Origin of the sequence: Allofournierella massiliensis (assembly GCF_004345265.1) — a bacterium.
Lineage (GTDB): Bacteria > Bacillota > Clostridia > Oscillospirales > Ruminococcaceae > Allofournierella > Allofournierella massiliensis.
In genome coordinates, this window is the sequence record NZ_SLUM01000012.1 from 55,684 (window position 1) to 76,350 (window position 20,667).

Annotated in this window: 23 protein-coding genes; 9 read left to right on the top strand and 14 right to left on the bottom strand. The window is 56.6% G+C overall.

The genetic code is table 11. From position 1 onward, the window contains the following. Positions 1 to 8 precede the first annotated feature (8 nt). The 12 genes from EDD77_RS08315 to EDD77_RS08370 all read right to left on the bottom strand — a co-directional run bounded on the left by EDD77_RS08315 (position 9) and on the right by EDD77_RS08370 (position 12,292). Positions 9 to 989 carry a helix-turn-helix domain-containing protein gene (locus tag EDD77_RS08315; RefSeq protein ID WP_058964298.1) on the bottom strand — a complete coding sequence of 327 codons (981 nt, stop codon included), beginning with the start codon at positions 987 to 989 and terminating at the stop codon, positions 9 to 11. Positions 990 to 1,007: 18 nt separating this feature from the next. After that, a complete protein-coding gene (locus tag EDD77_RS08320; protein ID WP_058964299.1) occupies positions 1,008 to 2,390 on the bottom strand; it encodes an ABC transporter ATP-binding protein in 1,383 nt (460 codons plus the stop codon). Continuing rightward, a complete protein-coding gene (locus EDD77_RS08325; protein ID WP_007712972.1) occupies positions 2,384 to 3,079 on the bottom strand; it encodes an energy-coupling factor transporter transmembrane component T in 696 nt (231 codons plus the stop codon). The genes EDD77_RS08320 and EDD77_RS08325 overlap by 7 nt, the downstream gene beginning before the upstream one ends. 1 nt (position 3,080) lies before the next feature. Next, a complete protein-coding gene (locus tag EDD77_RS08330; RefSeq protein WP_006572695.1) occupies positions 3,081 to 3,680 on the bottom strand; it encodes an MptD family putative ECF transporter S component in 600 nt (199 codons plus the stop codon). A 128-nt stretch (positions 3,681 to 3,808) separates the two neighbouring features. Next, the gene (locus tag EDD77_RS08335) at positions 3,809 to 4,642 is read right to left on the bottom strand and encodes a class I SAM-dependent methyltransferase (protein WP_058964300.1); all 834 of its coding nucleotides are present in this window, start codon (positions 4,640 to 4,642) and stop codon (positions 3,809 to 3,811) included. Positions 4,643 to 4,666: 24 nt separating this feature from the next. Continuing rightward, positions 4,667 to 5,482 carry a class I SAM-dependent methyltransferase gene (locus tag EDD77_RS08340; RefSeq protein ID WP_058964301.1) on the bottom strand — a complete coding sequence of 272 codons (816 nt, stop codon included), beginning with the start codon at positions 5,480 to 5,482 and terminating at the stop codon, positions 4,667 to 4,669. A gap of 41 nt (positions 5,483 to 5,523) precedes the next feature. Beyond that, entirely contained in the window at positions 5,524 to 6,216 is a 693-nt protein-coding gene (locus tag EDD77_RS08345) for a class I SAM-dependent methyltransferase (protein ID WP_058964302.1), read from the bottom strand. Between the two features lie 283 nt (positions 6,217 to 6,499). Then, a complete protein-coding gene (locus EDD77_RS08350) occupies positions 6,500 to 7,015 on the bottom strand; it encodes a hypothetical protein (RefSeq protein WP_058964303.1) in 516 nt (171 codons plus the stop codon). 61 nt (positions 7,016 to 7,076) lie between these two features. Continuing rightward, a complete protein-coding gene (locus tag EDD77_RS08355) occupies positions 7,077 to 7,922 on the bottom strand; it encodes a class I SAM-dependent methyltransferase (protein WP_058964304.1) in 846 nt (281 codons plus the stop codon). Positions 7,923 to 8,114: 192 nt separating this feature from the next. Beyond that, positions 8,115 to 9,845: an ABC transporter ATP-binding protein gene (locus EDD77_RS08360; RefSeq protein WP_058964305.1), complete on the bottom strand. Its 1,731-nt coding sequence runs from the start codon at positions 9,843 to 9,845 to the stop codon at positions 8,115 to 8,117. After that, positions 9,842 to 11,587 carry an ABC transporter ATP-binding protein gene (locus EDD77_RS08365; protein WP_058964306.1) on the bottom strand — a complete coding sequence of 582 codons (1,746 nt, stop codon included), beginning with the start codon at positions 11,585 to 11,587 and terminating at the stop codon, positions 9,842 to 9,844. Before EDD77_RS08365 ends, EDD77_RS08360 begins: the two co-directional genes overlap by 4 nt. Before the next feature lie 75 nt (positions 11,588 to 11,662). Next, positions 11,663 to 12,292: a TetR/AcrR family transcriptional regulator gene (locus tag EDD77_RS08370; RefSeq protein WP_040412592.1), complete on the bottom strand. Its 630-nt coding sequence runs from the start codon at positions 12,290 to 12,292 to the stop codon at positions 11,663 to 11,665. A 166-nt stretch (positions 12,293 to 12,458) separates the two neighbouring features. Between EDD77_RS08370 and EDD77_RS08375 the strand changes: the two genes are divergently transcribed. From EDD77_RS08375 to EDD77_RS18485, 6 genes are all read left to right on the top strand, one after another. Then, on the top strand, positions 12,459 to 13,079 hold the full coding sequence (locus tag EDD77_RS08375; protein ID WP_058964307.1) for a TetR/AcrR family transcriptional regulator: 621 nt from the start codon (positions 12,459 to 12,461) through the stop codon (positions 13,077 to 13,079). Positions 13,080 to 13,149: 70 nt separating this feature from the next. Continuing rightward, a complete protein-coding gene (locus EDD77_RS08380; protein WP_058964308.1) occupies positions 13,150 to 14,901 on the top strand; it encodes an ABC transporter ATP-binding protein in 1,752 nt (583 codons plus the stop codon). Continuing rightward, positions 14,898 to 16,637: an ABC transporter ATP-binding protein gene (locus tag EDD77_RS08385; protein WP_058964309.1), complete on the top strand. Its 1,740-nt coding sequence runs from the start codon at positions 14,898 to 14,900 to the stop codon at positions 16,635 to 16,637. The genes EDD77_RS08380 and EDD77_RS08385 overlap by 4 nt, the downstream gene beginning before the upstream one ends. A gap of 189 nt (positions 16,638 to 16,826) precedes the next feature. Then, the gene (locus tag EDD77_RS08390) at positions 16,827 to 17,513 is read left to right on the top strand and encodes a class I SAM-dependent methyltransferase (protein ID WP_058964310.1); all 687 of its coding nucleotides are present in this window, start codon (positions 16,827 to 16,829) and stop codon (positions 17,511 to 17,513) included. A gap of 6 nt (positions 17,514 to 17,519) precedes the next feature. Beyond that, positions 17,520 to 17,765, top strand: a complete 246-nt coding sequence (locus EDD77_RS08395) for a heavy-metal-associated domain-containing protein (protein WP_058964311.1) — start codon at positions 17,520 to 17,522, stop codon at positions 17,763 to 17,765. A 37-nt stretch (positions 17,766 to 17,802) separates the two neighbouring features. Further along, on the top strand, positions 17,803 to 17,946 hold the full coding sequence (locus EDD77_RS18485; protein WP_242868380.1) for a hypothetical protein: 144 nt from the start codon (positions 17,803 to 17,805) through the stop codon (positions 17,944 to 17,946). A gap of 198 nt (positions 17,947 to 18,144) precedes the next feature. Here EDD77_RS18485 and EDD77_RS08405 read toward each other — a convergent pair whose 3' ends face one another. Beyond that, positions 18,145 to 18,540 (bottom strand): metal-dependent transcriptional regulator, encoded by a 396-nt coding sequence (locus tag EDD77_RS08405; RefSeq protein WP_040411889.1) that lies wholly within the window; start codon positions 18,538 to 18,540, stop codon positions 18,145 to 18,147. A 213-nt stretch (positions 18,541 to 18,753) separates the two neighbouring features. On the opposite strand from EDD77_RS08405, the gene EDD77_RS08410 reads away from it, so the two are divergent. From EDD77_RS08410 to EDD77_RS08420, 3 genes are all read left to right on the top strand, one after another. Continuing rightward, positions 18,754 to 19,305 (top strand): DUF3793 family protein, encoded by a 552-nt coding sequence (locus tag EDD77_RS08410; RefSeq protein ID WP_058964313.1) that lies wholly within the window; start codon positions 18,754 to 18,756, stop codon positions 19,303 to 19,305. 46 nt (positions 19,306 to 19,351) lie between these two features. Further along, a complete protein-coding gene (locus tag EDD77_RS08415; RefSeq protein ID WP_058964314.1) occupies positions 19,352 to 19,774 on the top strand; it encodes a flavodoxin in 423 nt (140 codons plus the stop codon). A gap of 110 nt (positions 19,775 to 19,884) precedes the next feature. Next, positions 19,885 to 20,355, top strand: a complete 471-nt coding sequence (locus EDD77_RS08420; RefSeq protein ID WP_242868382.1) for a hypothetical protein — start codon at positions 19,885 to 19,887, stop codon at positions 20,353 to 20,355. Positions 20,356 to 20,429: 74 nt separating this feature from the next. Here the strand turns inward: EDD77_RS08420 and EDD77_RS08425 are convergent, their stop codons facing one another. Beyond that, positions 20,430 to 20,660 carry a helix-turn-helix domain-containing protein gene (locus tag EDD77_RS08425; RefSeq protein WP_040648020.1) on the bottom strand — a complete coding sequence of 77 codons (231 nt, stop codon included), beginning with the start codon at positions 20,658 to 20,660 and terminating at the stop codon, positions 20,430 to 20,432. Positions 20,661 to 20,667: the final 7 nt, after the last annotated feature.

Genomic DNA, 20,667 nt, shown 5'->3' on the forward strand with positions numbered 1-20,667 from the left:
GGCCGGCATCACTCCGTTTCGTCAGGAAAAGAGAGAACGGGATTCCCGCCGCCTCGCCGGTATTCCAGCGGAGTTTGTCCCTTCACCGCCCGAAAAGCCGCGGCAAATTTGCTGGAGCTGTCATAGCCCACCGCTCCGGCGATCTCTGTAACGCTGGCCTCCGGTTCTTTCCGAAGCAGCAGAGCCGCCCGATCCATCCGCAGTGCCCGCATATAGGTGTTCACCGGACTGCCATATACACTTTTGAAACAAGCCTTCATGGTGGTCAAAGGTATCTGGTACTGTCTGGACAGAGCCTCCAATGTGATATGCTGCTCCAGATGCTCCACCAGATAGGAGCGGATGGCCTTTACCGTTTCCACCTGGGAACGGTAAAAATACGGTTTTTCCGTTCCGCTTCCCAATTCCAGGGCGTCGAGATACAGCAGCAGCTCCAGAATCTTTACCCGGAAGTAGGGCATTTTGATCCGCTCCGGTACGGCACAAAGCTCCTGAAAAATGTGATCCACCGAGGGTGCTCCGTGAATGACCTGCGGCCGGGCATCCGGGCAGAATTTCCGCTGAATGGCGGCCAGATTCAAAGGACAGTCTCCCGCCAGACGAGCCAGTTCCACGGGTGCCATGGACAGGTCAAAGCACATGGAGATGCCATGATAGTGGGACAACGGGAGGGAAAAATATCCTTTGTGCTTCAGACGGCGATCCACTTTCAGGTCACCTGCCTCCACATAGGAGAACGCATCGTTACCCACAGCGTATTCCATCCGGCCCTCCCGGCAATAGTCGATGCAGAGGAGATCCTGTCGGGTTTCAAAAGAGGAGTCGCAATAGGCCATGTGGAAATCGTTATACAGGATGGTAGCGCCGGGGAACACCTCATAGACGGTCATGGTTCCCTCGCCGCTCTCATTTCGCAGCTGATAAACGCTGCACCCACCACTCTTGGCCAAGAGGCACAGATCCGGTTGGCTGTCCTGTAAAAATGCCACTGCAGCTCAGCTCCTTTCTCAAAGTTCCAGGACTCGATCACAGGCGCACTGGAGAAATTCGCGGTCATGTGTCACCACCAGAACCACCCGGCCCTCGTCCGCCAGTTCCCGTGCGCAGCGGGCCACTTCCTGCATTCTTGCATAGTCCAGACCACTGGTGGGCTCGTCGAATACCAGCAGCGGCTTTTGGGACAGCATGGCGGTAGCCACCGCCAAACGCTGTTTCTGGCCGCCGGAGAGAGACATAGGGTGCTTTTCCCGGAACGCAAGCAAATGGAGCCGCTCCAACACCTCCTGGATGCGCTGGTCAGAGAGTCCTTCCATAGCCAACTGACACTCTCCCCATACGCTGTCGGAAAAGAGCTGATGGTTCACATCCTGCATGACGCAGTAGGCAATCCGCTGCCGCTGCTTCGCACCAAGGATGCGGCCGTTGAGGCGGATCGTTCCGGCACTCTCCCGCATCAGGCCGCACAAGCAGCGGGAAAGGGTGCTTTTTCCCACGCCATTGTCACCCGTGACGGCCAGCACCTCTCCCGGGCGGGCGGAGAAGGAAAGGTTTTGAAATACCGGCGGCTCCCGCTTGTACCGGCAGCACAGTCCCTCCACAGACAGTCCATCCTGTTCCCCCGCGGCGCGGGAGGGCGGCAGAGTCACCTGAGTAGGCGTGAGTGTGCGAAGGCCCAGAGCGATCCGTTCTGTCTCAGCCAGCCGCCGGAATTCTGCTCCGCTCCAGATCCGCTCCACGATCCCGTCCCGCAGATAGACAGCCCGATCTATGAGATCCGCCAGAAAGTACAACCGATGCTCCGCAATGAGAATGGTGTGTCCCCGACTTTTCAGGTATGCGATTTGATCATGGAGTCTTTCGATGGTTTCCCGATCCAAATTGGCCGTAGGCTCATCCAGAATGTAGAGCTTCGGCCCCATGGCATAGACCGAGGCAAAGGCCAGCAGCTGCTTTTCTCCGCCCGACATGGCGAAGATGTTCCGCCCCCTCAACCGCTTCAGATGCAGGCGGTCGGTGGTATCATCCAGCCGACGGAGGATCTCACCCCGGGTCATACCCTGATTTTCCAGGCCAAAAGCCAGCTCGCTGTCGGAATCCATGTTGAAAAACTGACTTTTGGGGTTCTGGAAAACAGACCCCACCTGCCGGGCCAGCTGGTAAAGAGGTTGTTCCCGCACCGGCGCGCCGTGGAGCAGGACCTGTCCGGTCAGCGTGCAGTCCTCCGTAAATGCCGGGATCAGGCCGTTGACCAACTTGGTGATGGTGGTCTTTCCGCAGCCGGAAGCGCCGCAGAGCAAGACACACTCGCCCGGTCGGATGGTCAGATCCACATGGGTGAGGGTGCCCACTTCTTTTGTATAGGAAAAGGACACATCTTGCAGCTCTACCATGGAAACACCCCCAATTTGGCCGCCAGAAGGGCAGCAGTCAACCCCACGCCCACGACAAATGCGGCGCTGTCCACCGGCGAGGCCCGCAGCTCCACCAGACTGGTCTTAGGCGCCGGGTCCTCGATTCCCCGGGTTACTGCCGCTGCGGACAGCTCCTCCGCAGTGCCGGTAGCGGAGACCATCAGGGGAACCATGATTCCCTCCAGCTTTGCCAATCCCCGGATGCCCCGCAATCGCATCGCATCCCGGATATAGCCTGTCTCTTCCCGAATGGCTGGGAAGTACCGCAGCGTCACCGAGACGGCTACGATCAGCCGCTGAGGGAAATGGATCTTCCGCATTCCAGCCACCAGATAAGGCATAGGCGTCCGGCGAAGCATCAGAAAGCCGAGCATCAGGCAAGGCATCATTCGGCGGGCATAGTTGGCAAAAATAGAGAAGCTGGTAGCAACCCATCCCGGCGCAGCCGGCAGAATCCAGTATTGCAGGCACAGGATTCCTCCGAAGATCAAGAGGCTTTTCCCCACCATGGCAAAGCAGCGATGGAGCAGCATCAGGAGCAGGAGAAAACCGATCCATATCATTTCCATCCAAAAAGGTTGCTCACTAAAGGCTGCCAGATTGGCGAAAACCAGCAGAGCAAGACCCACCCTGGGGTCGAACACCAAACAGCGCCGTGCCTCCTCCATGTTACAGAATCCCCGCCTTCTCAAAGTGCTTGCGGAACATTCCTTTGGCCAGCAGGATACCCAGAATAGCTCCCACGATAGGCGCCCCCACCAGAACCACGATCATACCCGGGGAAGTCAATGCCGCCAAGGTGGAGACATAGGCTTCCGGCATTCCCTGCTGGCTGATCTGCGCCAGAAAACTGTCCCGCATGATCCAGACAGGCAGCGGGGAGCCGATCATCCCCAGCGAGAAAAACACGTAGGCCAGAGCATTACCACGGAAAGACCGGTAATGGCTACAGATCCGGCAAAGCTCCGCCAGGATGCAGCTCACCGCAAAAGCAATGAGAATCACCACCGTAAATTGGCCAGTAACAAAGTAGATCAAGGCCGTAATAAAGCCCATCAGGACCACTGCGCCGGTCTTTGGCACCTTAGTACACATCATCAGGAATGGGATACCCGCAAATACGGCGATCAGGCCAGGCATCAAGATCCAAAGCAGGGGATGCAGACCGCTGAGAAGCATAAAAGCAAAGTTGATGACAAAGTAGATGGCGGAGAAAATTCCCACCGTAATGATGTCCTTTCCCGTCATCCCTTTTTTCTGCGTATTCATGATGTACCGCTCTCCATTCATGTGGTTAGATTATGCTAACCATTATTTCTGAGAAAAGGCGCTCAGCGCGCCCCTCCTTACTGAGTATAGCGGCACATCGCAGTTCTTTCCGCTCCGATTGGACGACTTTATCCTGTTTGGTCATGGAATTTAGCGCTGTGACAGAGATGTACCATCTTCACCATACAGAATCGGTCCGAAACTGCCATGCTGACCTTGGTGGACAGCTTCAATCCGGTTCGGGTGATATGGCGGTAATAAGGCTCCTCAGCCAGCACCCTGACCCCACTGCCAATTTTTCCGGCCAGCACCGATGCGGAATCCACATAGAAAAACATCTGCGCATCTCCGTGGCCCACTTGCTTCATGTACTTTTTCCGCATCATGGCCATACCGCTTTTGCTCACGGTATCAAAGACGATTTCAATCTCTCCAAACCCCGTGAGCATCCGCAGGAGTCCCACAACCTTGCTTTCCTCAAAATAGTGGAACAGGCCGCCAGCGGTGACCAGAATAGGAGCATCCGGCACATCAGCGCGGATCTGCTTGATCCAGTCCTCGGCAAAGGCGTCTCCGGCGAGATAGGTCTCCCGCTCCGGCTCCAGCAGCAGCTCTCGCCGGTACTCCACCACATGGGGCAGATCCACGGTATACCAGTGCGACCTTCCATTGTCGCAGCGGTAATAGGCCGTCTCCAGGCCACAGCCGAGCTGGACGATCACACCGTCCGGCCTGCGCTCCAGAAAGGCCCGGATGATCCGGTCCAGATTGGCAGACCGAGCGGTGGAAGCCAGCAGGGTATACTGACTCAGGCGGCCCTGCGACAGCAGCTCGGGCGGCAGCTTCTCCTTCAGCTCCAGCGCCTTCCCATCGTATAAGATCTGCGGGCAGTGCTCGCTGGCATAGAGCCTGCCCAGCATGGGGACAAACAATGTGTCCTCCACAACGCCCAACTTGGACATGGTCAGCCCTCCCGTTTTGACGAATTACTTTCTGCCGACAAGCAGCTGGGAAGATCCCAGCATCATCATGGCAGCCCGGCGGTGGGAGCCGAAGGCTTCTTCTGCGGTATCAATGAGCCGGACATCCTGATAGCCCATCTCCCGCAGCTTTTGCGCAAAGGCATCCATATCGCCGTACAGCTTGGGCTTCATATCATCGTTCAGAGCAAAGACGCCTCCTTTTTTCAGCACCCGCAGGCTCTCCAGCAGCAGCTTGTGCATATCGGCTCCCATGACATTGTGGTAGACATAGTTGCTGATGACCGCATCAAAACTCTCATCGGGGAAATCCAGATGATTGGCGTCGCCATGCTGGAATACACACCGGGAGGCCACACCTTCACTTGCGGCGTTTTTCTCACAGAGGGCCTTGCTGTAATTGTAAACAGCTCCCCAGTAGTCCATGCCAGTGACCTTTGTCTCCGGCCAGGTTAGGGCCGCACGGATCGACAGGGCCCCGGAACCGCATCCGACCTCCAAGAGACTGCCCTGGCCGTCATAGTCCAGGTGAGAGAGAACGACCCGGTGAACCTGTTCCATGATCCCGCCACCGCCAAAGGCATACTGACGCCTGATCCATGTGATCCAGACCAGCAGGGCCACCAGCGCCGCCGCAACAACAGAGAACAGAACACCGAGAACCGTGATGTGGAACACCAAAAAGGAGAGTACGGCCAAAACTACGGCCAGAGCCGTGATACCGCCAATAATATAGAACACGGGATTGGACATCCAGCTTCCGTAGTCTTCGCCATGGCTACCGAGACGAATTTCTGCTTGTTGATTACGCTTTTGCTGCATTTGATTTTCCTCCTGTTGTTCAATATTTGTGTACAATTCGTTTACGGGTGTTTCTCCTTCGCCTTCCGGCAGACAAAAGAGGCTATGCCCTGAACGGTGCGAACCTTTGCCGGCCCGAATGTTTCCTCCAGACGATGCCACAGGCTCTCCGCCGTCTCAAAGGGCGGGGTGAAATAGCCCTTTGGCACATACAGCCTGCGGATTATCCAGTCGGTGCGGCGGTTTTGCCCCCTCACATAGAAGCAGCCGCAGAAGATCCCGCCTGGCCGCAGTACACGAAAGATCTCACGCCAGGCGGCCTCCTTATCCGGAAACGCATGAAACCCGTTGAGCGAGAGCACGATGTCGAAACTGCCATCCCCAAAAGGCAGCGCCCCAACATCCCCCTGCTGAAAGCACACATGGGAAAGTCCCTCGCCCCGGGATTTTGCCCGCTCCAGCATCTCCGGCGAGTAATCCAGGCAGGTGATCTCCGCCTCCGGCATTTCCCGATAGAGGGGCATGGTCAGTATGCCGGTACCCACGGGGACTTCCAGCAGTCTTCCGGAAAACCCCTCCGGTATTCCGGAAAGGGCGGCGGAAAGGTAGTCCTGGGTTTCCGCCCGATCCATTCCCCATATCAGGCGGCACACCGCCCGGCCTGACAGGGTGGAACAGGTGATCATGCCATCATAAAATGTCCGTTTGCCTCCCAATCCCCGGTAGGCGTTTTGAATCCGCTCTTCTTGTCCCATTTTTTCACCTTCACTCACTCAAGCACCCAGCGCCACATCCAGCGTCATCATGAGGGCAGAGCTGGTACCAAACAGTGTGGGTCCCACATTGGAGCGCTTGTTTACTGATATCTTCGGAGTCATTTCATCTAATGCCGCTGAAAGCCACACTCTTCATCTTTTTGCTTCCTCCATCGGGCCCTCTGGGGGTATGAAAAACAATTTTTGCATCCCCATCATCTTGACTGCCGGACTGACGATTTGAAAAGGGACACTCATGCGGCACATCTTGTTTTCTTACCGTTCACCAAAATATTTCGATGAGCAGCCCCAGCCCTGCCTGAGCCGCCGCCAGGATGGGGCACATCAAAAACGGCCACTGGAGCAGGTGCTCCGGCAGAGCGTAGTCCTTCATCCACGCGTTGAACCCGTAGCCGGGGTGCCCTTCGGTTCCCGGGATGATAAACCGGCTTTTCGCCTTCCTCTGAATCAGCCAGAAATCCAGAAAGAACAGGTCGCAGAAATTGACCATCATCCACTGGATATACCCGGTCAGGGCCAGAGGCCAGAACCCTGGTGTCCCGCCCTCCATGGTACTGACCGCGCCATAAAGCAGAAGGGGCAGCAGCTCCCCAAAACAGATCCAAAGCCAGTAAAAGCGGTTTTCCGCACTGGTGGGCGGATCTTTCGCCGCCTTGATGATGGCGGGCGGATAACAGGGGAACATCAGCCGGGGTTTATACAGCGCCACCAGTCCGGCAAACAGGTTAAAGTAGGCCGCCATAGCAAACCCGTCCAAAACGGTGCGCGTCCAGTTCATACACATCCCCTATCACGATCATTTGCTCGTATTCCGGGTGGAAAAAGTCGGTTAGGTATCATCATTCTGCAAAGTCGATCCGGACGATCTGCAGATGCATCGGTCCGTCGGCCAGCTTCGCCAGCAGCCGGTGGACGGGCCGAACCGCCGGATCATGAAGTGATTGATAGCCCAGCATATAGCCCCGGCTGGAAACAGAAAAAAGCGGCGACCATGGCTCCAGCTCCCGCCTGGCGTCCTTGACGGAAAAATAGGCGCCCACATCCCGGATGCCCGCCTGCTTCACCCAGGTTTTCAGCATCAGCCGGACAGCCGTTTTCCCGGCCGCGTCAAAGACAAGCCGCCCTCTTGGGAAGCGTTTTGCGATGCCTGTGGCCAGAGATTTGACATCTTCCGTCGTGAAGTAGTAGAAGACCCCGGCGGCAAACAGCACCGCTCCATCCTCAGGATCAGTGCGGACGGCATCCATCCAGCGCGGGTCTTTCAGATCAAAGGCCAGGTTTTTCTCCCGCTCCCCGGCGGGAAGCAGGCGATCCCGCAGCTCGATCACATCCGGCAGATCGATGTTCCAGATGCTGCACCGGCCGTTGTCGCAGGCCCGCCCGGTGTTGTCCAGACCGCAGCCCAGATTGATGACAGCGGCTCTGGGATGGGCATTCAGATAGTCCCGCACCTCCCAGGCGAGGTCATTCTGGCGCATGGCGACCTCCAGCGCGCCGAAGGTCTGCATCAGACCGTTTGCCTGCCGCTCCAAAGGGGAGAAGTCGTAGTCCACCTTCTCCATCAGCATGGCCGCCGTGGTATCCTGATACAGTCCGGGGAACCGCCACGAGCAGAGCCGCCGGCCATACAGCGGGATGATGAGCGTCTCCTGCACGGAGTCCTTCTCGATTTTGTACTTCTCCATAGGCCCTCCTCAAAAGACACGGTACTCTACGCTTGATTATAGTTAGCATTCGCTAACCAGTCAAGTCATTTTCCATTTGCAGCAGCAATTGCCCCTTCAAGCGCAATCTCCCGCGCACAACAAGAGTGCCGCCGCCGGAATATACCCGGTGACGGCACTTCTCTTTTCATAATGGTTTGGGCGTTTCCTCGCTCAGAGTTTCCACTGGCCGGACTCTTTACGGCCAGATACGAACGCTCGATACAGGCCCTCCTGGGCCATGAGCTGGCTGTGTGTGCCTCGCTGAACGATCTGTCCGCCGTCCAGCACCAGGATCTGGTCGGCGTTACGGACTGTCTTCAGCCGGTGCGCGATCATCAGAATGGTCTTGTCCCGGGTCAGGGCTTCGATGGCCTTTTGCAGTCGGTCCTCATTCTCCGGGTCTACATTGGCGGTGGCTTCATCCAGAATCACGATGGGAGCATCCTTCAGGATAGCCCGTGCGATGGAGATGCGCTGCTTCTCGCCGCCGGAAAGACTGGAACCACCCTCGCCGATGACGGTGTCATAGCCCTTTGGCAGGGTGAGAATAAAGTCGTGGCAGCAGGCTTTCTTTGCCGCGGCCACCACCTCCTCGTGGGTGGCGCCCGGGCATCCAAACTTGATGTTGTTTTCCACCGTGTCGGCAAAGAGATAGACCTTCTGGAATACCATGGAGATCTGATCCATCAGGCTCTCCAGAGTATAGTCTTTCACATTCTGACCGCCCACCAGGACGGCGCCGCTCTCCACATCCCAGAACCGGGCGATGAGATTGCACAGCGTGGTTTTCCCGGAGCCGCTGGGGCCCACGATGGCGGTGGTGGTTCTGTCCGGGATGGCGAAGGATACATCCCGCAGGATAGGCCGCTGGTCATAAGAGAACGAAACATGGTCGAAGGTGATGCCGTGCTCCCTGGGCGTGCCGGCCCGACCGGTCTCTGCCAGCTGGGGCATGGCGTCCGTCTCATCGGCATGGGCCATGCAGCTGCTGACGATACGCAGCAGGGACATGCCGCTGCCCGCCGAGGAGATCTGGGCAAAGACCAGGAAGGACATGATGACCACCATCAGAGCATTGGCCAGAATCATCGTTCCGGAGAGATAGAACCATACCGCCGCAAGCATCATGGCCACGCTTCCCAGCTGGAGCGCGATCCCCTGCGCCATAATATAAGGGGTGAACATCTTTTCGATGTTCAGGTTGCTGCGGCAGTTGTATTCCAGTGCTTCCTGCAAGGTGCGGTCACCCCGTCCGGTGAGGTTGAAGGACTTCACCACGCTCATGCCCTGTACATACTCCAGTACCGCCTCCACCAGCTTGGCCTCGGATTTCTGACGGTGCGGGGCGAGGGCGGCGGATTTTTTCTCCATGGCAGAGGTGATGAACAGATAAACCACGGTGGCCGCCACCACAATGAGACCGATCCTCCAGTCAAAAATCAGGATCATCACCGTAAAGACCAGAGCGTTGAGCAATCCTCCCAACATGGTCACCAACACCATGGGAGCCACAGTCTCCACATTGTCCAGTACAGTGGTGCAGACCCCGGTGAGCTCTCCCAGGCTGTTGTCGTTGAAGTAGCCCATGGGGACGGATTTCATCCGCTGCCCGATGGCCACGCGCTTATTGGCCGCCATGAAGTACCCGGCGTGGGTCTGCTGGAGTTGGGAGAAATACTTGGTCACGGCGCTGCCCAGAATACTGACTGCCAACAGACCCAGCGCCTGCCACGCCGTGGCAGGGCCGGTTTTTCCATCCAGCAGAGCCAGGATGGTGTAGTAGATGGCGGCAATCTCAAACATATGGAATACCGCATTGAAAAAGCAGGCGATCACCGAGCGCCGGATGTTGCGCTGTTCCTCACCGGCAAACCGCCAGATACCTCTGAATGTCTCGATCATACCGTTTCTCCCTCCTTTACACCCATGTGAGCCTGCCACAGATCGGCGTACAACGGGCAATGGCGCAACAGTTCTTCATGTCTGCCCTGTGCCTCGATGCTTCCATCCTTCACCACCACGATCTGATCTGCGCCGGTGATGGTGGACAGGCGGTGGGCAATGACGATGACCGTCTTACCCTCCACCAGTTTTGCCACTGCCCGCTGGACCACCGCTTCATTCTCCGGATCAATGTAGGCGGTGGCCTCGTCCAGAATCACCACAGGGGCGTTTTTCAGCATGGCCCGGGCGATAGCGATACGCTGCCGCTCTCCTCCGGAGAGATGGGCGCCTCCGCCGCCCACCCGGGTGTCATAGCCATGATCCAACTGGCAGATGAAACCGTCGCATCCGGCGGCTTTGGCGACTTGTTCCACTTCTTGATCCGTGGCATTTACCCGTCCCATACGGATATTTTCCCGGATGGTATCGTCAAAGAGGTAATTGTCCTGAGAAACAAAGGCCACTTGGTCGTAGAGTTGTTCCAGCGGGATACGGCTTTCCTCCACGCCGCCCAGGGTAATGCGGCCCTCGGTCACATCCCAGAAACCGGCGATGAGCTTGGCAATGGTGGACTTGCCCGAACCGGAGGGTCCAACCAAAGCGGTGAGGTTGCCGGCCGGAATGGTGAGGGAGATGTTGTGGAGGATCTCCTTGTCCTGAGCATATCCAAAGGAAACATGATCCAAGGCGATATCCGGTTTTCCCAGCTGTGCCGGCTGTGTTCCGTGATCCTGCTCCGGCTTCAGGAGGATCTCGTCCACCGAGCCCACGATGGTACCTACCTTGGCAAGATTATCCACAAAGCCCATGGCGGCAATGAGAGGTCCCACAATACTCATGGACAGGATGATGGTGGTGAGAAATACCTCTGCGGACAAACTGCCGTCCGTGTAGAAGATCCAGCCCACAGGCAGCACCGTAATAAGCGTGGTGGGAGCGATGGCATAGGCCAGCGCCATTCCAAACTGGCATTTCTTCATCCAGTTGTAGTAGTAGGCAGCATTGGCCCGTACCCGGGAGGAGAACTTCTCATAGGAGTTCTTTCCCTGATTGAAGGCCTTGATGACCTCAATGCCGCCGATGTACTCCACAATGGTCTCGTTCATAGCCTGGGTCGTCTCCACCGCACCCTGATAGTCCTTGCCATAGCTGCCCATAATGGCCATCATAAAAGCCATGCCCACAGGAATGGACACCAGACTCAGCAATGCCATACGCCAGTCCAGCGTAAACAGATACACGAGAACGCATACCGGCGCCAGCAGATTGGAGGTCATCTCTGGCAGCAGGTGAGCCAGCGTCGTCTCCATACTCTCCACCTGATCTACCACGATCTGTTTGAGCCGTCCGCTGGAGGTATCCAGAATATCTCCCAAGGGTAAGCGAGGCATTTTGGACAGAACCATCTTCCGGATGTCCCGCAGGATCTGGAAGGTGGCCTTGTGGGAGAGGGAAAGTGCCAGATTGTAAAGCAGGGTTTTGGCCAGATAGCCCCCCAGGGCCACCATACACCACAGAAGATAGAAGTTCCAGTCCTGCTGCCCGGTCAGAAGCGCTACCAGGATGTGCCCCGCTGAGAGATACGGCAGCAGCCCCAGCAGGACACCCGCCACCGCGCAGAAGATGGCGGCAATCAGGCCGCCGTGATGTTCCCTGCCCAGCTGCCACAACCGCAGCAACGGGCTTTGCGTTTTCTGCATAAATAAGCCTCCTTTAGTTAGTTATTGCTAACCTTTGGTTCTATGAAAAGGCCGCCGGGAAAGCGGCCTTTTGCACTACCGGAAGTTTTCGGGATGAAAGATCGTCTCAAATCCTGCCATGTGATAGCGGTTGAGCTGGCGGATATAGTGGAGCGCCCGGGCCTTATCCATGCGGTGCCGCACCGGCTCAAACATTCCGTTGAAGTAGGCGGTGGTAACGATATGGATCAAGTCCTCGGTGACCTGACCGGAGCGGACGCTCTCACAGCCGATGACCTCCATGTATTTGTAGGTGTAACTGACTTCGATCTCCACCAACTCGTCAATATAGTGGGCATATTCCGTCCCGGCGGCCCGGCGGAGCAGCAGTTCAAACTCCGGCAGGTGCTCATAGATGTAATCAAACAGTCCCTCCTGGGCATGGGCAGTGTAACGCCCCATCTCCTCCTGCTGGGTTTGGCCGTCAAACCGGTGAAAAGACTCCTGAATCTCCAAAAAACGGCGCTTCAGCTCTCCGGCAGCAGGCTCCACCAGGGCGCGGAACAATCCAGCCTTGTCGGTAAAGCGGGTATAGATGGAGCCGGTGCTGGTTCCCGCCGCCTTGGCGATGTCCCGCAGGGAGGCCAGAGCAAAGCCTTTTTCCAAAAATTCCCGACGGGCGCAGCGGAGTACATTTTCATAGACCCCTTCGATCTGCTTTGCCATGGTATCACCTCTCAATTCAAAACACTGTTTCATAACGATGTTTTGAATATACAACCAAAAAGCGAGTTTGTCAAGAGAGGATTTCCCCTTGACAGGGATAGAAAGGGATGTTATATTGATAATTAGATTATCGATAATTAAATTATCAATCATTGGGAGGGATGTTATGGCAAAACCGGATACTTCCATTGACCCTCGGATCATGGACAGCGCCAAAGAGGAGTTCCGGACGCTGGGCTTTGAGAAGGCTTCCCTGAAATCCATCTGCCAGCGGGCTGGGGTGACAACCGGCGCCCTTTATAAGCGTTACGCCGGAAAAGAGGAGCTGTTTCGCGCTGTGGTGGCGGATACGGTGGCGGATTTGGATGCTGTTTATGAGGAGCGGACGGCGGTGCCGGCATCCGCTCTCTCCGACGAAGATCTGATCCGGGCGTGGTATATGGATGAGGAATATATGCTGTGGTGGTTCCGCTTTCTCAATGAGCGGCGGGATGGCTTTGTGCTGCTGCTCACCGGAGCGGAGGGCACCGCCTACGCCAACTTCCAACACGACTGGGTGGAGAAAATGACGGAAGGCACCTGGACCTACTACGCCGAGGCCAGACGCCGGGGCTTGTGTACGGTGGATATGACGCGGGAGGAGCTTCATGTGGTCCTGTCCGCCTTCTGGACCACCATTTACGAGCCCTTTATCCACGACTTCACCTGGCCGGAGATCCAGCGCCACTGCACTTTGGTCTGCCGTCTCTTTGACTGGTACGCTGCCCTGGGATTCTCCAAGGGGTGAAAAACGCCTCTGCGGAGGCCTTTTTCTCGCTAATAAGTTAGCAATAACTAACCAAAAAAGGAGTGATACTGTGTTTCAAAAAGTCCTGCGCTACACCGGACGCCACCGGAAGACGACTTATGCCTCCATTCTGGTACTGGTGGCCGGCGTGGCCATGAGCGTGCTGCCCTATTTCTTCCTCTACCGCCTGCTGAGACCCCTGCTGACTGGGGGCAGTCTCACGTTGGAGGAAACCCTGTTCAACGCCGGGGCCATGGCTCTGTGCATGGTCCTCTACAGCCTTCTTTATGTGGAGGGGCTGGCTCTGTCTCATCGCTCCGCCTATCATACTTTGGAAAACCTCCGGCTCCATCTCCAGAGCAAGCTGGAAAAGCAGCCCCTGGGCGCGATCCAGGAGAAGGGCGTTGGAGTCTGGAAGAAGATGTTCATTGACGACATTGAGAGCATGGAACTTCTGCTGGCCCACGCCCTGCCGGAAGGGCTGTCCAATCTGGCGGTGCCGGTGGTGGTATTTGCGGCCATGTTCCTCACGGACTGGAAGCTGGGTCTGCTTTCCCTCTGCTCCCTTCCGCTGGGCGTGCTGGCCATGGGCATGATGTACCGCTCCGGCATGAGCAAGATGGGAGACTACTACGCCGCCGGGCAGAAAATGAACAACACCATCGTGGAGTACATCAACGGCATGGAAGTCGTGAAAGTCTTCAACCGGGACGGAGAGTCATATCACCGCTTTGAGACCGATGTAAAAAACTACCGTGATTTTACGCTGGATTGGTTCCGGGCCTGCTGGCTGTGGATGGCCCTCTACACTAGCATTTTGCCCTGCGTGGCGCTGGTGCTGCTGCCAGCCGGCGGCTATCTGGTACTCACCGGCGCCTCCACCTTGCCGGATTACGCGCTGGTATTGTGCATGTCTTTTTCCGTGGGACCGCCTCTGATCCGAGCCATGAACTTTATGTCGGTGCTGCCCCAGCTGAGCTACAAGATTGACCAAATGGAATCTCTGTTCAATATTCCGCCCCTGAAAGAAGGAAAAACGGATTTCAACGGAAACGATTTGCAGATCCGCTTTGAGAATGTGCGGTTTTCTTATGAAAAGGACGAAGTCCTCCACGGCATCTCCTTCTCTGTCCCACAGGGGAGCCTCACTGCTTTGGTGGGAGAATCCGGCAGCGGGAAGTCGACCCTTGCCAAGCTGCTGGTCCACTTTTACGATGTGACGGGCGGACGCATCACGCTGGGCGGGCAAGACCTGCGAGAGATGTCCCTCGCCTCTCTGAATGAGCAGATCTCCTTCGTCGCGCAGGAGCAGTTCCTGTTCAACACCAGCCTGTTGGAGAACATCCGGCTGGGAAGACCCGGCGCCACCGACGAGGAGGTGCTGGCGGCGGCGGAACGGGCTCAATGCGGAGAGTTTCTGAAACGGCTGGAAAAAGGAATCTATACCATGGCCGGTGACGGAGGCAAGGGGCTTTCCGGCGGGGAGCGGCAGCGGATCGCCCTGGCCCGGGCGATTTTGAAGGACGCTCCCATCGTGGTGCTGGATGAGGCCACCGCTTTTTTGGACCCGGAGAATGAGGAGAAAATGAACGCCGCCATTGCCGAGGTGATCCGGGGCAAGACGGTCATCGTCATCGCCCACCGGCTTCAGTCCATTGCAGGTGCCGATCAGATCGTGGTGCTGGATCAGGGCAATGTGGCAGGGATTGGCCGCCACGATACATTGCGAAAGACTTGCCCCGCCTATGAAAAACTGTGGCGGGCTGCCGAGGGAGCCGCTGCCTGGCGTGTCTCTGCGGAGAAAGGAGGCGACGAGGCATGATCGCGCTGATGAAACGAATCCTGTCCGTATCCGGCCCCTATCAGGGGCGGATCAAGCTGGCCTTTGTCTTTGCGTTCCTGAAGGCCATGCTGTCCAAGGCCCCCATCGGTCTGTCCTTCTTGGCCCTGAGCGCTTTTCTCCAGAGAACCATGACGGCACGGCTGTGCCTGTGGCTGGCGGTGGGCACGGTGGGCTGCGTTCTGCTGGAGTGCCTGTGCCAGAACATCGCCGACCGGCTCCAGGCCGCGGCGGGCTATATGGTATTCGCCGATCTGCGCATGGAGCTGGGACGGCATCTGCGCCGCCTGCCCATGGGCTATTTCACAGAGGGCAACATCGGCAAAATCAGTTCCGTTCTGTCCACCGACATGGTGTTCATTGAGGAGAACTGTATGCACGACATTGCCAACATGATGAGCTATACCTTTGCCCAGGCTATTCTGGTGCTGTGGCTGGCCTTCCTGAATCCCTGGCTGGGACTGGCCGCCTTGGTGGTGGTGCTGATTATCTGGCAGCTGGGCCGCGCATCTCTGGGGAGCACCCTGGCCCACTCCGACATCCGACAGGAGCAGAGCGAGGCGCTCACACGGGCGGTGCTGGACTATGTGGAGGGCATCGGCATCGCCAAGACCTTCAACCTGCTGGGAGAGCGTTCCGCGCAGCTCACCGAGAATTTCGCCCGGAGCCGCAAGGTCAGCATCGAGTTCGAGGAGAGTCAGGCCCCCTGGATGCGGGCCCTTTATCTGGTGTGCGGTCTGGGCTCGGTGCTGATGATCCCCCTGTCTCTCTGGCTCTATGGCCGGGGGCAGCTCTCCATCACCTTCCTGCTGGGTGTCCTGCTCTTCGTCTTTGACCTCTTCGGTCCCATTAAAGCGCTCTATAGTCAAGCCACCCGCCTGACGGTGATGAACGCCTGCATGGACCGGATCGAGGCGGTACTGGCCCAGCCAGAACTACCTGACCGGGGCCGGGAGACCTTACCCAAAGCCGGCGGTGCCCCGGAGGTGGAGTTCCGAAATGTCACCTTCGCCTACGGGGAGAAAGAGGTACTGCATGATGTCTCTTTCACACTGGAGAAAAACCGGATGCTGGCCCTGGTGGGGCCCTCTGGCGGCGGCAAGAGTACGGTAGTCAACCTGCTTTCCCGGTTCTGGGATGTGAAACAGGGGCAGGTTCTGGTACGGGGCAGGGACATCCGTGATATTCCTCTCTCTGATCTGATGGATCAGATCTCCATGGTGTTCCAGCGGGTCTATCTTTTCCAGGATACCGTCTATAACAATATCGCCATGGGACGGACAGACGCCACACGGGAGGAGGTCTATGAGGCAGCCAGGAAAGCCCGATGCTATGACTTCATCATGGAACTGCCCGACGGCTTTGACACTGTTATCGGCGAAGGTGGAGCCAGCCTATCCGGCGGAGAGCGGCAGCGGATCTCCATTGCCCGCTGCATTCTGAAGGATGCTCCCATCGTCATTCTGGATGAGGCCACTGCCAGCGTGGACGCCGACAATGAGAGCTACATCCAGGAGGCCATCACCCAACTGTGCCGGGGCAAGACCCTGCTGGTCATTGCCCACCGGCTCAATACCATTCGCCACGCCGATGAGATCCTGGTTATCGACCAGGGGCGCATCGTTCAGGCCGGCGACCACGACAAACTTATGGCGGAGGAGGGCATTTACCGCCGCTTCATCACCGCCCGCTCCAATCCCACCGGCTGGTGCCGGTAAACACAGTGAGCCGAACGAAACGGAAAGAATGGCCGGGAGATGTATCCCGGTCATTCTTCGTTCTCGCTTCTTCCCTTGATTTATCCCAGAGAACATGCAAAACCAATATGGCGGCATCTTGCAATTTCGTGTGACAAAGAGTATGATGTAGTTAGCAATCGCTAACCATCATTGAGGTGACCATATTGTATGGATGACAACAAGCAGTTTTGGGAGCGGTTTTCACGGCATTACTCCGGTTTCATGCGCCGCTCCCAGGCAACCTATCAGCAGATATGCAAAGCAATGCGCCCTTTTCTGAAACGGGACATGGATGTGCTGGAGTTGGCCTGCGGAACAGGCCAGCTGTCCGTGCCGCTGTCTCCATGTGTCCGGAGCTGGGAGGCAACCGACTTTTCAGCTGAAATGATCCGTCAGGCCAAAAAGCAGATGCACTCGTCCCGGCTCCATTTCTCCGTCCAGGACGCTACCCAGCTGCCCTATGGCCCGGAGAGCTTCGATGCGGTTGTGATCTCCAACGCCCTCCATGTCATGCCTCACCCGGAAAAAGCTCTGGCGGAAGCCTGGCGGGTTCTGAAGCCATGGGGATGGCTGTTCGCCCCAACCTTTGTCTGGGGCAAAAGTCGAAGCGCCAGACTCCGGCTCTGGTTCATGGGGCTGTCCGGCTTTCGGGTGTACCATGTCTGGACTGCCGGGGAGCTGATGGCATACCTGTCCGAGTGCGGCTATTCCATCGTTCGCCATCAGCTTCTCGGAAGTTCGTTGGTGCCGCTGTGCTGTCTGATAGCCAGGAAGATCCCGGATGAACGGACTGCGGCACGGCAGACCACCGTCCGGTCCGCGCAGCTCGATGATCCAAAAGTCAAGAAGGAGTGAGAGAACATGTGGAAGTACACAGTGGAAGTCAACGGATTGATGTGCGGGATGTGCGAGGCTCATGTCAATGACGCCGTACGCAAAGCCTGCCCGGTCAAAAAGGTAAACTCCTCCCGCAGCAAAAACCAGACTGTAATCCTCTCTGAAACAGATCTGGACACGGAGGCTCTTATGAATGCTATTCGCAGCACAGGGTATGAGGTCGGCACGATCCAGAAGGAGCCGTACAAAAAAAGAGGATTGTTCGGTTGAGCTCGTTGGCGGCAGCGGTCAGAAAAGAGGCGTGAATATGAACACGGCAATGCAGTCGTTTGGATATGGATTAGTGGCTCTGCTGTTTTGCATCGCTATTTTTAGCGTGTGCCATAAAATCAAAAAAGCCACCCGAAAGGTTTTGAAAAGCCAGCAGACACATAAGGATGAGCTGCCGTAAGCGTTTGGAGCTATGGAGCAGGTACGCTTGGCGGTGAACTTACACAGCAGGTCGCTCCTGATTTAAAAGCGCAGATCACATAAAAATGAGGTGGAGGCCATATCAAGGCTCCACCTCATTTGATATCCCGTGCCAAATGGCAGGTATTCACTTATCGCGTTGCCGCTCGATAGCAAAGTCCGCCAAATTTGCATAGCCTCATTGCCCGTGCGCATCTTCCCGCATTTTCGTTACCTGCTCCAAGTGCGCCTGCACAGCCGCAAAGGATTTTTCGCTGATCACATGCTCGATCCGGCAGGCATCTTCGGTCGCAGTCTCCTCGTCCACGCCCAATTCCATCAGCATCTGGCTCAACACCGTGTGGCGGGTGTACATCGTCTTAGCAATGGCAAGCCCGGTCTCCGTCAGGGTAATTGCTCCGTCAGCGTCCACATTCACATATCCGTCCTTTTTCAGAATGGACATGGCTCTGCTGACACTGGGCTTGGTAAAGCCCAACTGCTCTCCCACATCGATAGCCCGAACAAAGGCGCTGTTCTGAGAGAGAATATAAATAGTTTCCAGATACATCTGGCCAGATTCGTGAATCGCCATAGGACCCTCCCCAAAACGGACATTTTGCTTATTATAACACAGGCGTCCAAAATGCGCTATTTATTTGTCAACAGATTCCATCCGTCCTCTTGACAAGCGGATTTGCCCTGTATATAATTGCATTAGTTAGCTACCGCTAACCACATTTACTGTCCGTTTTTTCATTTTGCCGTACAGTCTTCGCATGGACATGATTTTGTGAGGGAAACGCCTATGTCAGAGGATCTGCTGATTCGCCATTGTTCTCCCACCCTGGCCGGGATCAAGACGGGAAACCTCTTTTCCTGCGCCTGCCCCAGCCGGAAGGATCTGACGCGAGACTTGTGCCGGCTGAACAAGAAACTGGTGCCCAAGGGCATCCGCGTTCTGCCGCTCCGGGTTTGCAAAGGCCGCGCTTTGATTTACGCCTACCGGCCCAATGCGCTGGAGAGCGATCTGACCGATCACCGCGCCAGAGCCTTGCTTCTCAAATACGGCTATGTGCCGGAAAACCCCAACGGCTGCGTGGTTCACCTCATCCACCGGCTCCGGAGCGAGGGGGAATTTCCCCATGAGATCGGCCTGTTTTTGAGCTATCCCCCTGAGGATGTGCTGGGCTTCATCTGCAATCGGGCATGCAATCACAAGTGCGTGGGCTGCTGGAAGGTCTACGGCGACGAGCAGGCCGCCAGAAACATCTTTGAGAAATACGAGATGTGCAGCAAAATCTACTCCCGGCAGTGGCAGCAAGGGAAATCCATCGAGCAGCTCACCGTGGCTGGTTGATGTTTCTACCATAACAAATCCAGAAAAGAAAGGTCGCTAAAGTCTTATGAGTAAAGTTGCAGTTGTGTATTGGAGCGGCACGGGAAACACCGAGGCCATGGCCATGGCGGTGGCTGAAGGCGCCAAGGGCAAGGGCGCCGAGGTATCTGTGATCACCGCCGCAGAGTTCTCACCGGAGCAGGTCGGCGAGTATTCCGCCATCGCTTTCGGCTGCCCCTCCATGGGGTCGGAGCAGCTGGAGGAGAGCGAGTTCGAGCCTATGTTCACCGCCTGTGAGGGCAGGCTGAGCGGGAAGAACATCGCTCTGTTCGGCTCCTACGGCTGGGGGGACGGCGAATGGATGCGCAGCTGGGAGTCCCGCTGCAACGACGACGGCGCCAATCTGGCCTGTGAGAGCGTGATCTGCAACGAGGCTCCGGACGATGACGCTCTGGTAGCCTGCCGCGAGCTGGGCGCATCTCTGGCCTGACAAAAACACCGCAGAAGGCAGGAGGATCTCGTCTCCTGCCTTCTCTCTGTATCCCCAGCCAGCATAGGCGAAACCAATTTCGAACTCAGAGAAACAGGTCGTGAGAAATCATGCTGAAGGAATATTTATTGAGCCAGGGCTCCGGCACGGGCCGCTGGAGCCACGGTATGCCGGGGGTGCAGATCTGCCGCTTTTCCCTGCCGGAGCCGGTGCAGGAGCCCTTGCGGCCCATCCCGGTGTGCGGCGCACCGCTCCAGTTTGAAGTGCTGTTCTGCCTGACCGGCCGCCTTACTGTCCGAGCGTTGCAGGGTACTTCCTACACGGTGGAGGCTCCGGGGATCTTCCTCCTCTCCGACAGCTCCGCTCTCCGCTCGTGTCAGTATAGCGGAAATCTGGGCGGCATTTTGATCGCCGTAGACGCCAAAGCCGCAAAAGAAAGCCTTGTGACGGTCTGCTCCACCCTGGGGATGAGGTTGGACACCAGGATCGTCAAGGAGAAGATGACGGCAAGTATAAAGAATGGCTGTGGTGGTCTTAGTTCCGCCACAGCCATTCTTTTAAAGCTGCTATTACGCCCATAAATAATAATCCATTAATAGGCAGAGAATTAAGAACACAAAGGGTTAGGGAGAAAAGTACATTCCTCTTTCGAGCCTCATTTTTCTATCTTTTCTGGTGGTATAAATTCTAATAGATCGCCGATCTCACAATTCAACACCGTACAAAGCCTTGCGAGGACATCTATATCTAAACGAGTAATTTGGTTTTTACAATAATTATTGATCTGCGTCCGCTGCATCTCAGCCCGATGGCTCAGCATGTTCTTGCTAAGACCGGATGCCTTCAACAGCTCGTCCAGCTTAATCCGAATAGTTCCATATTCCACTTGCCAA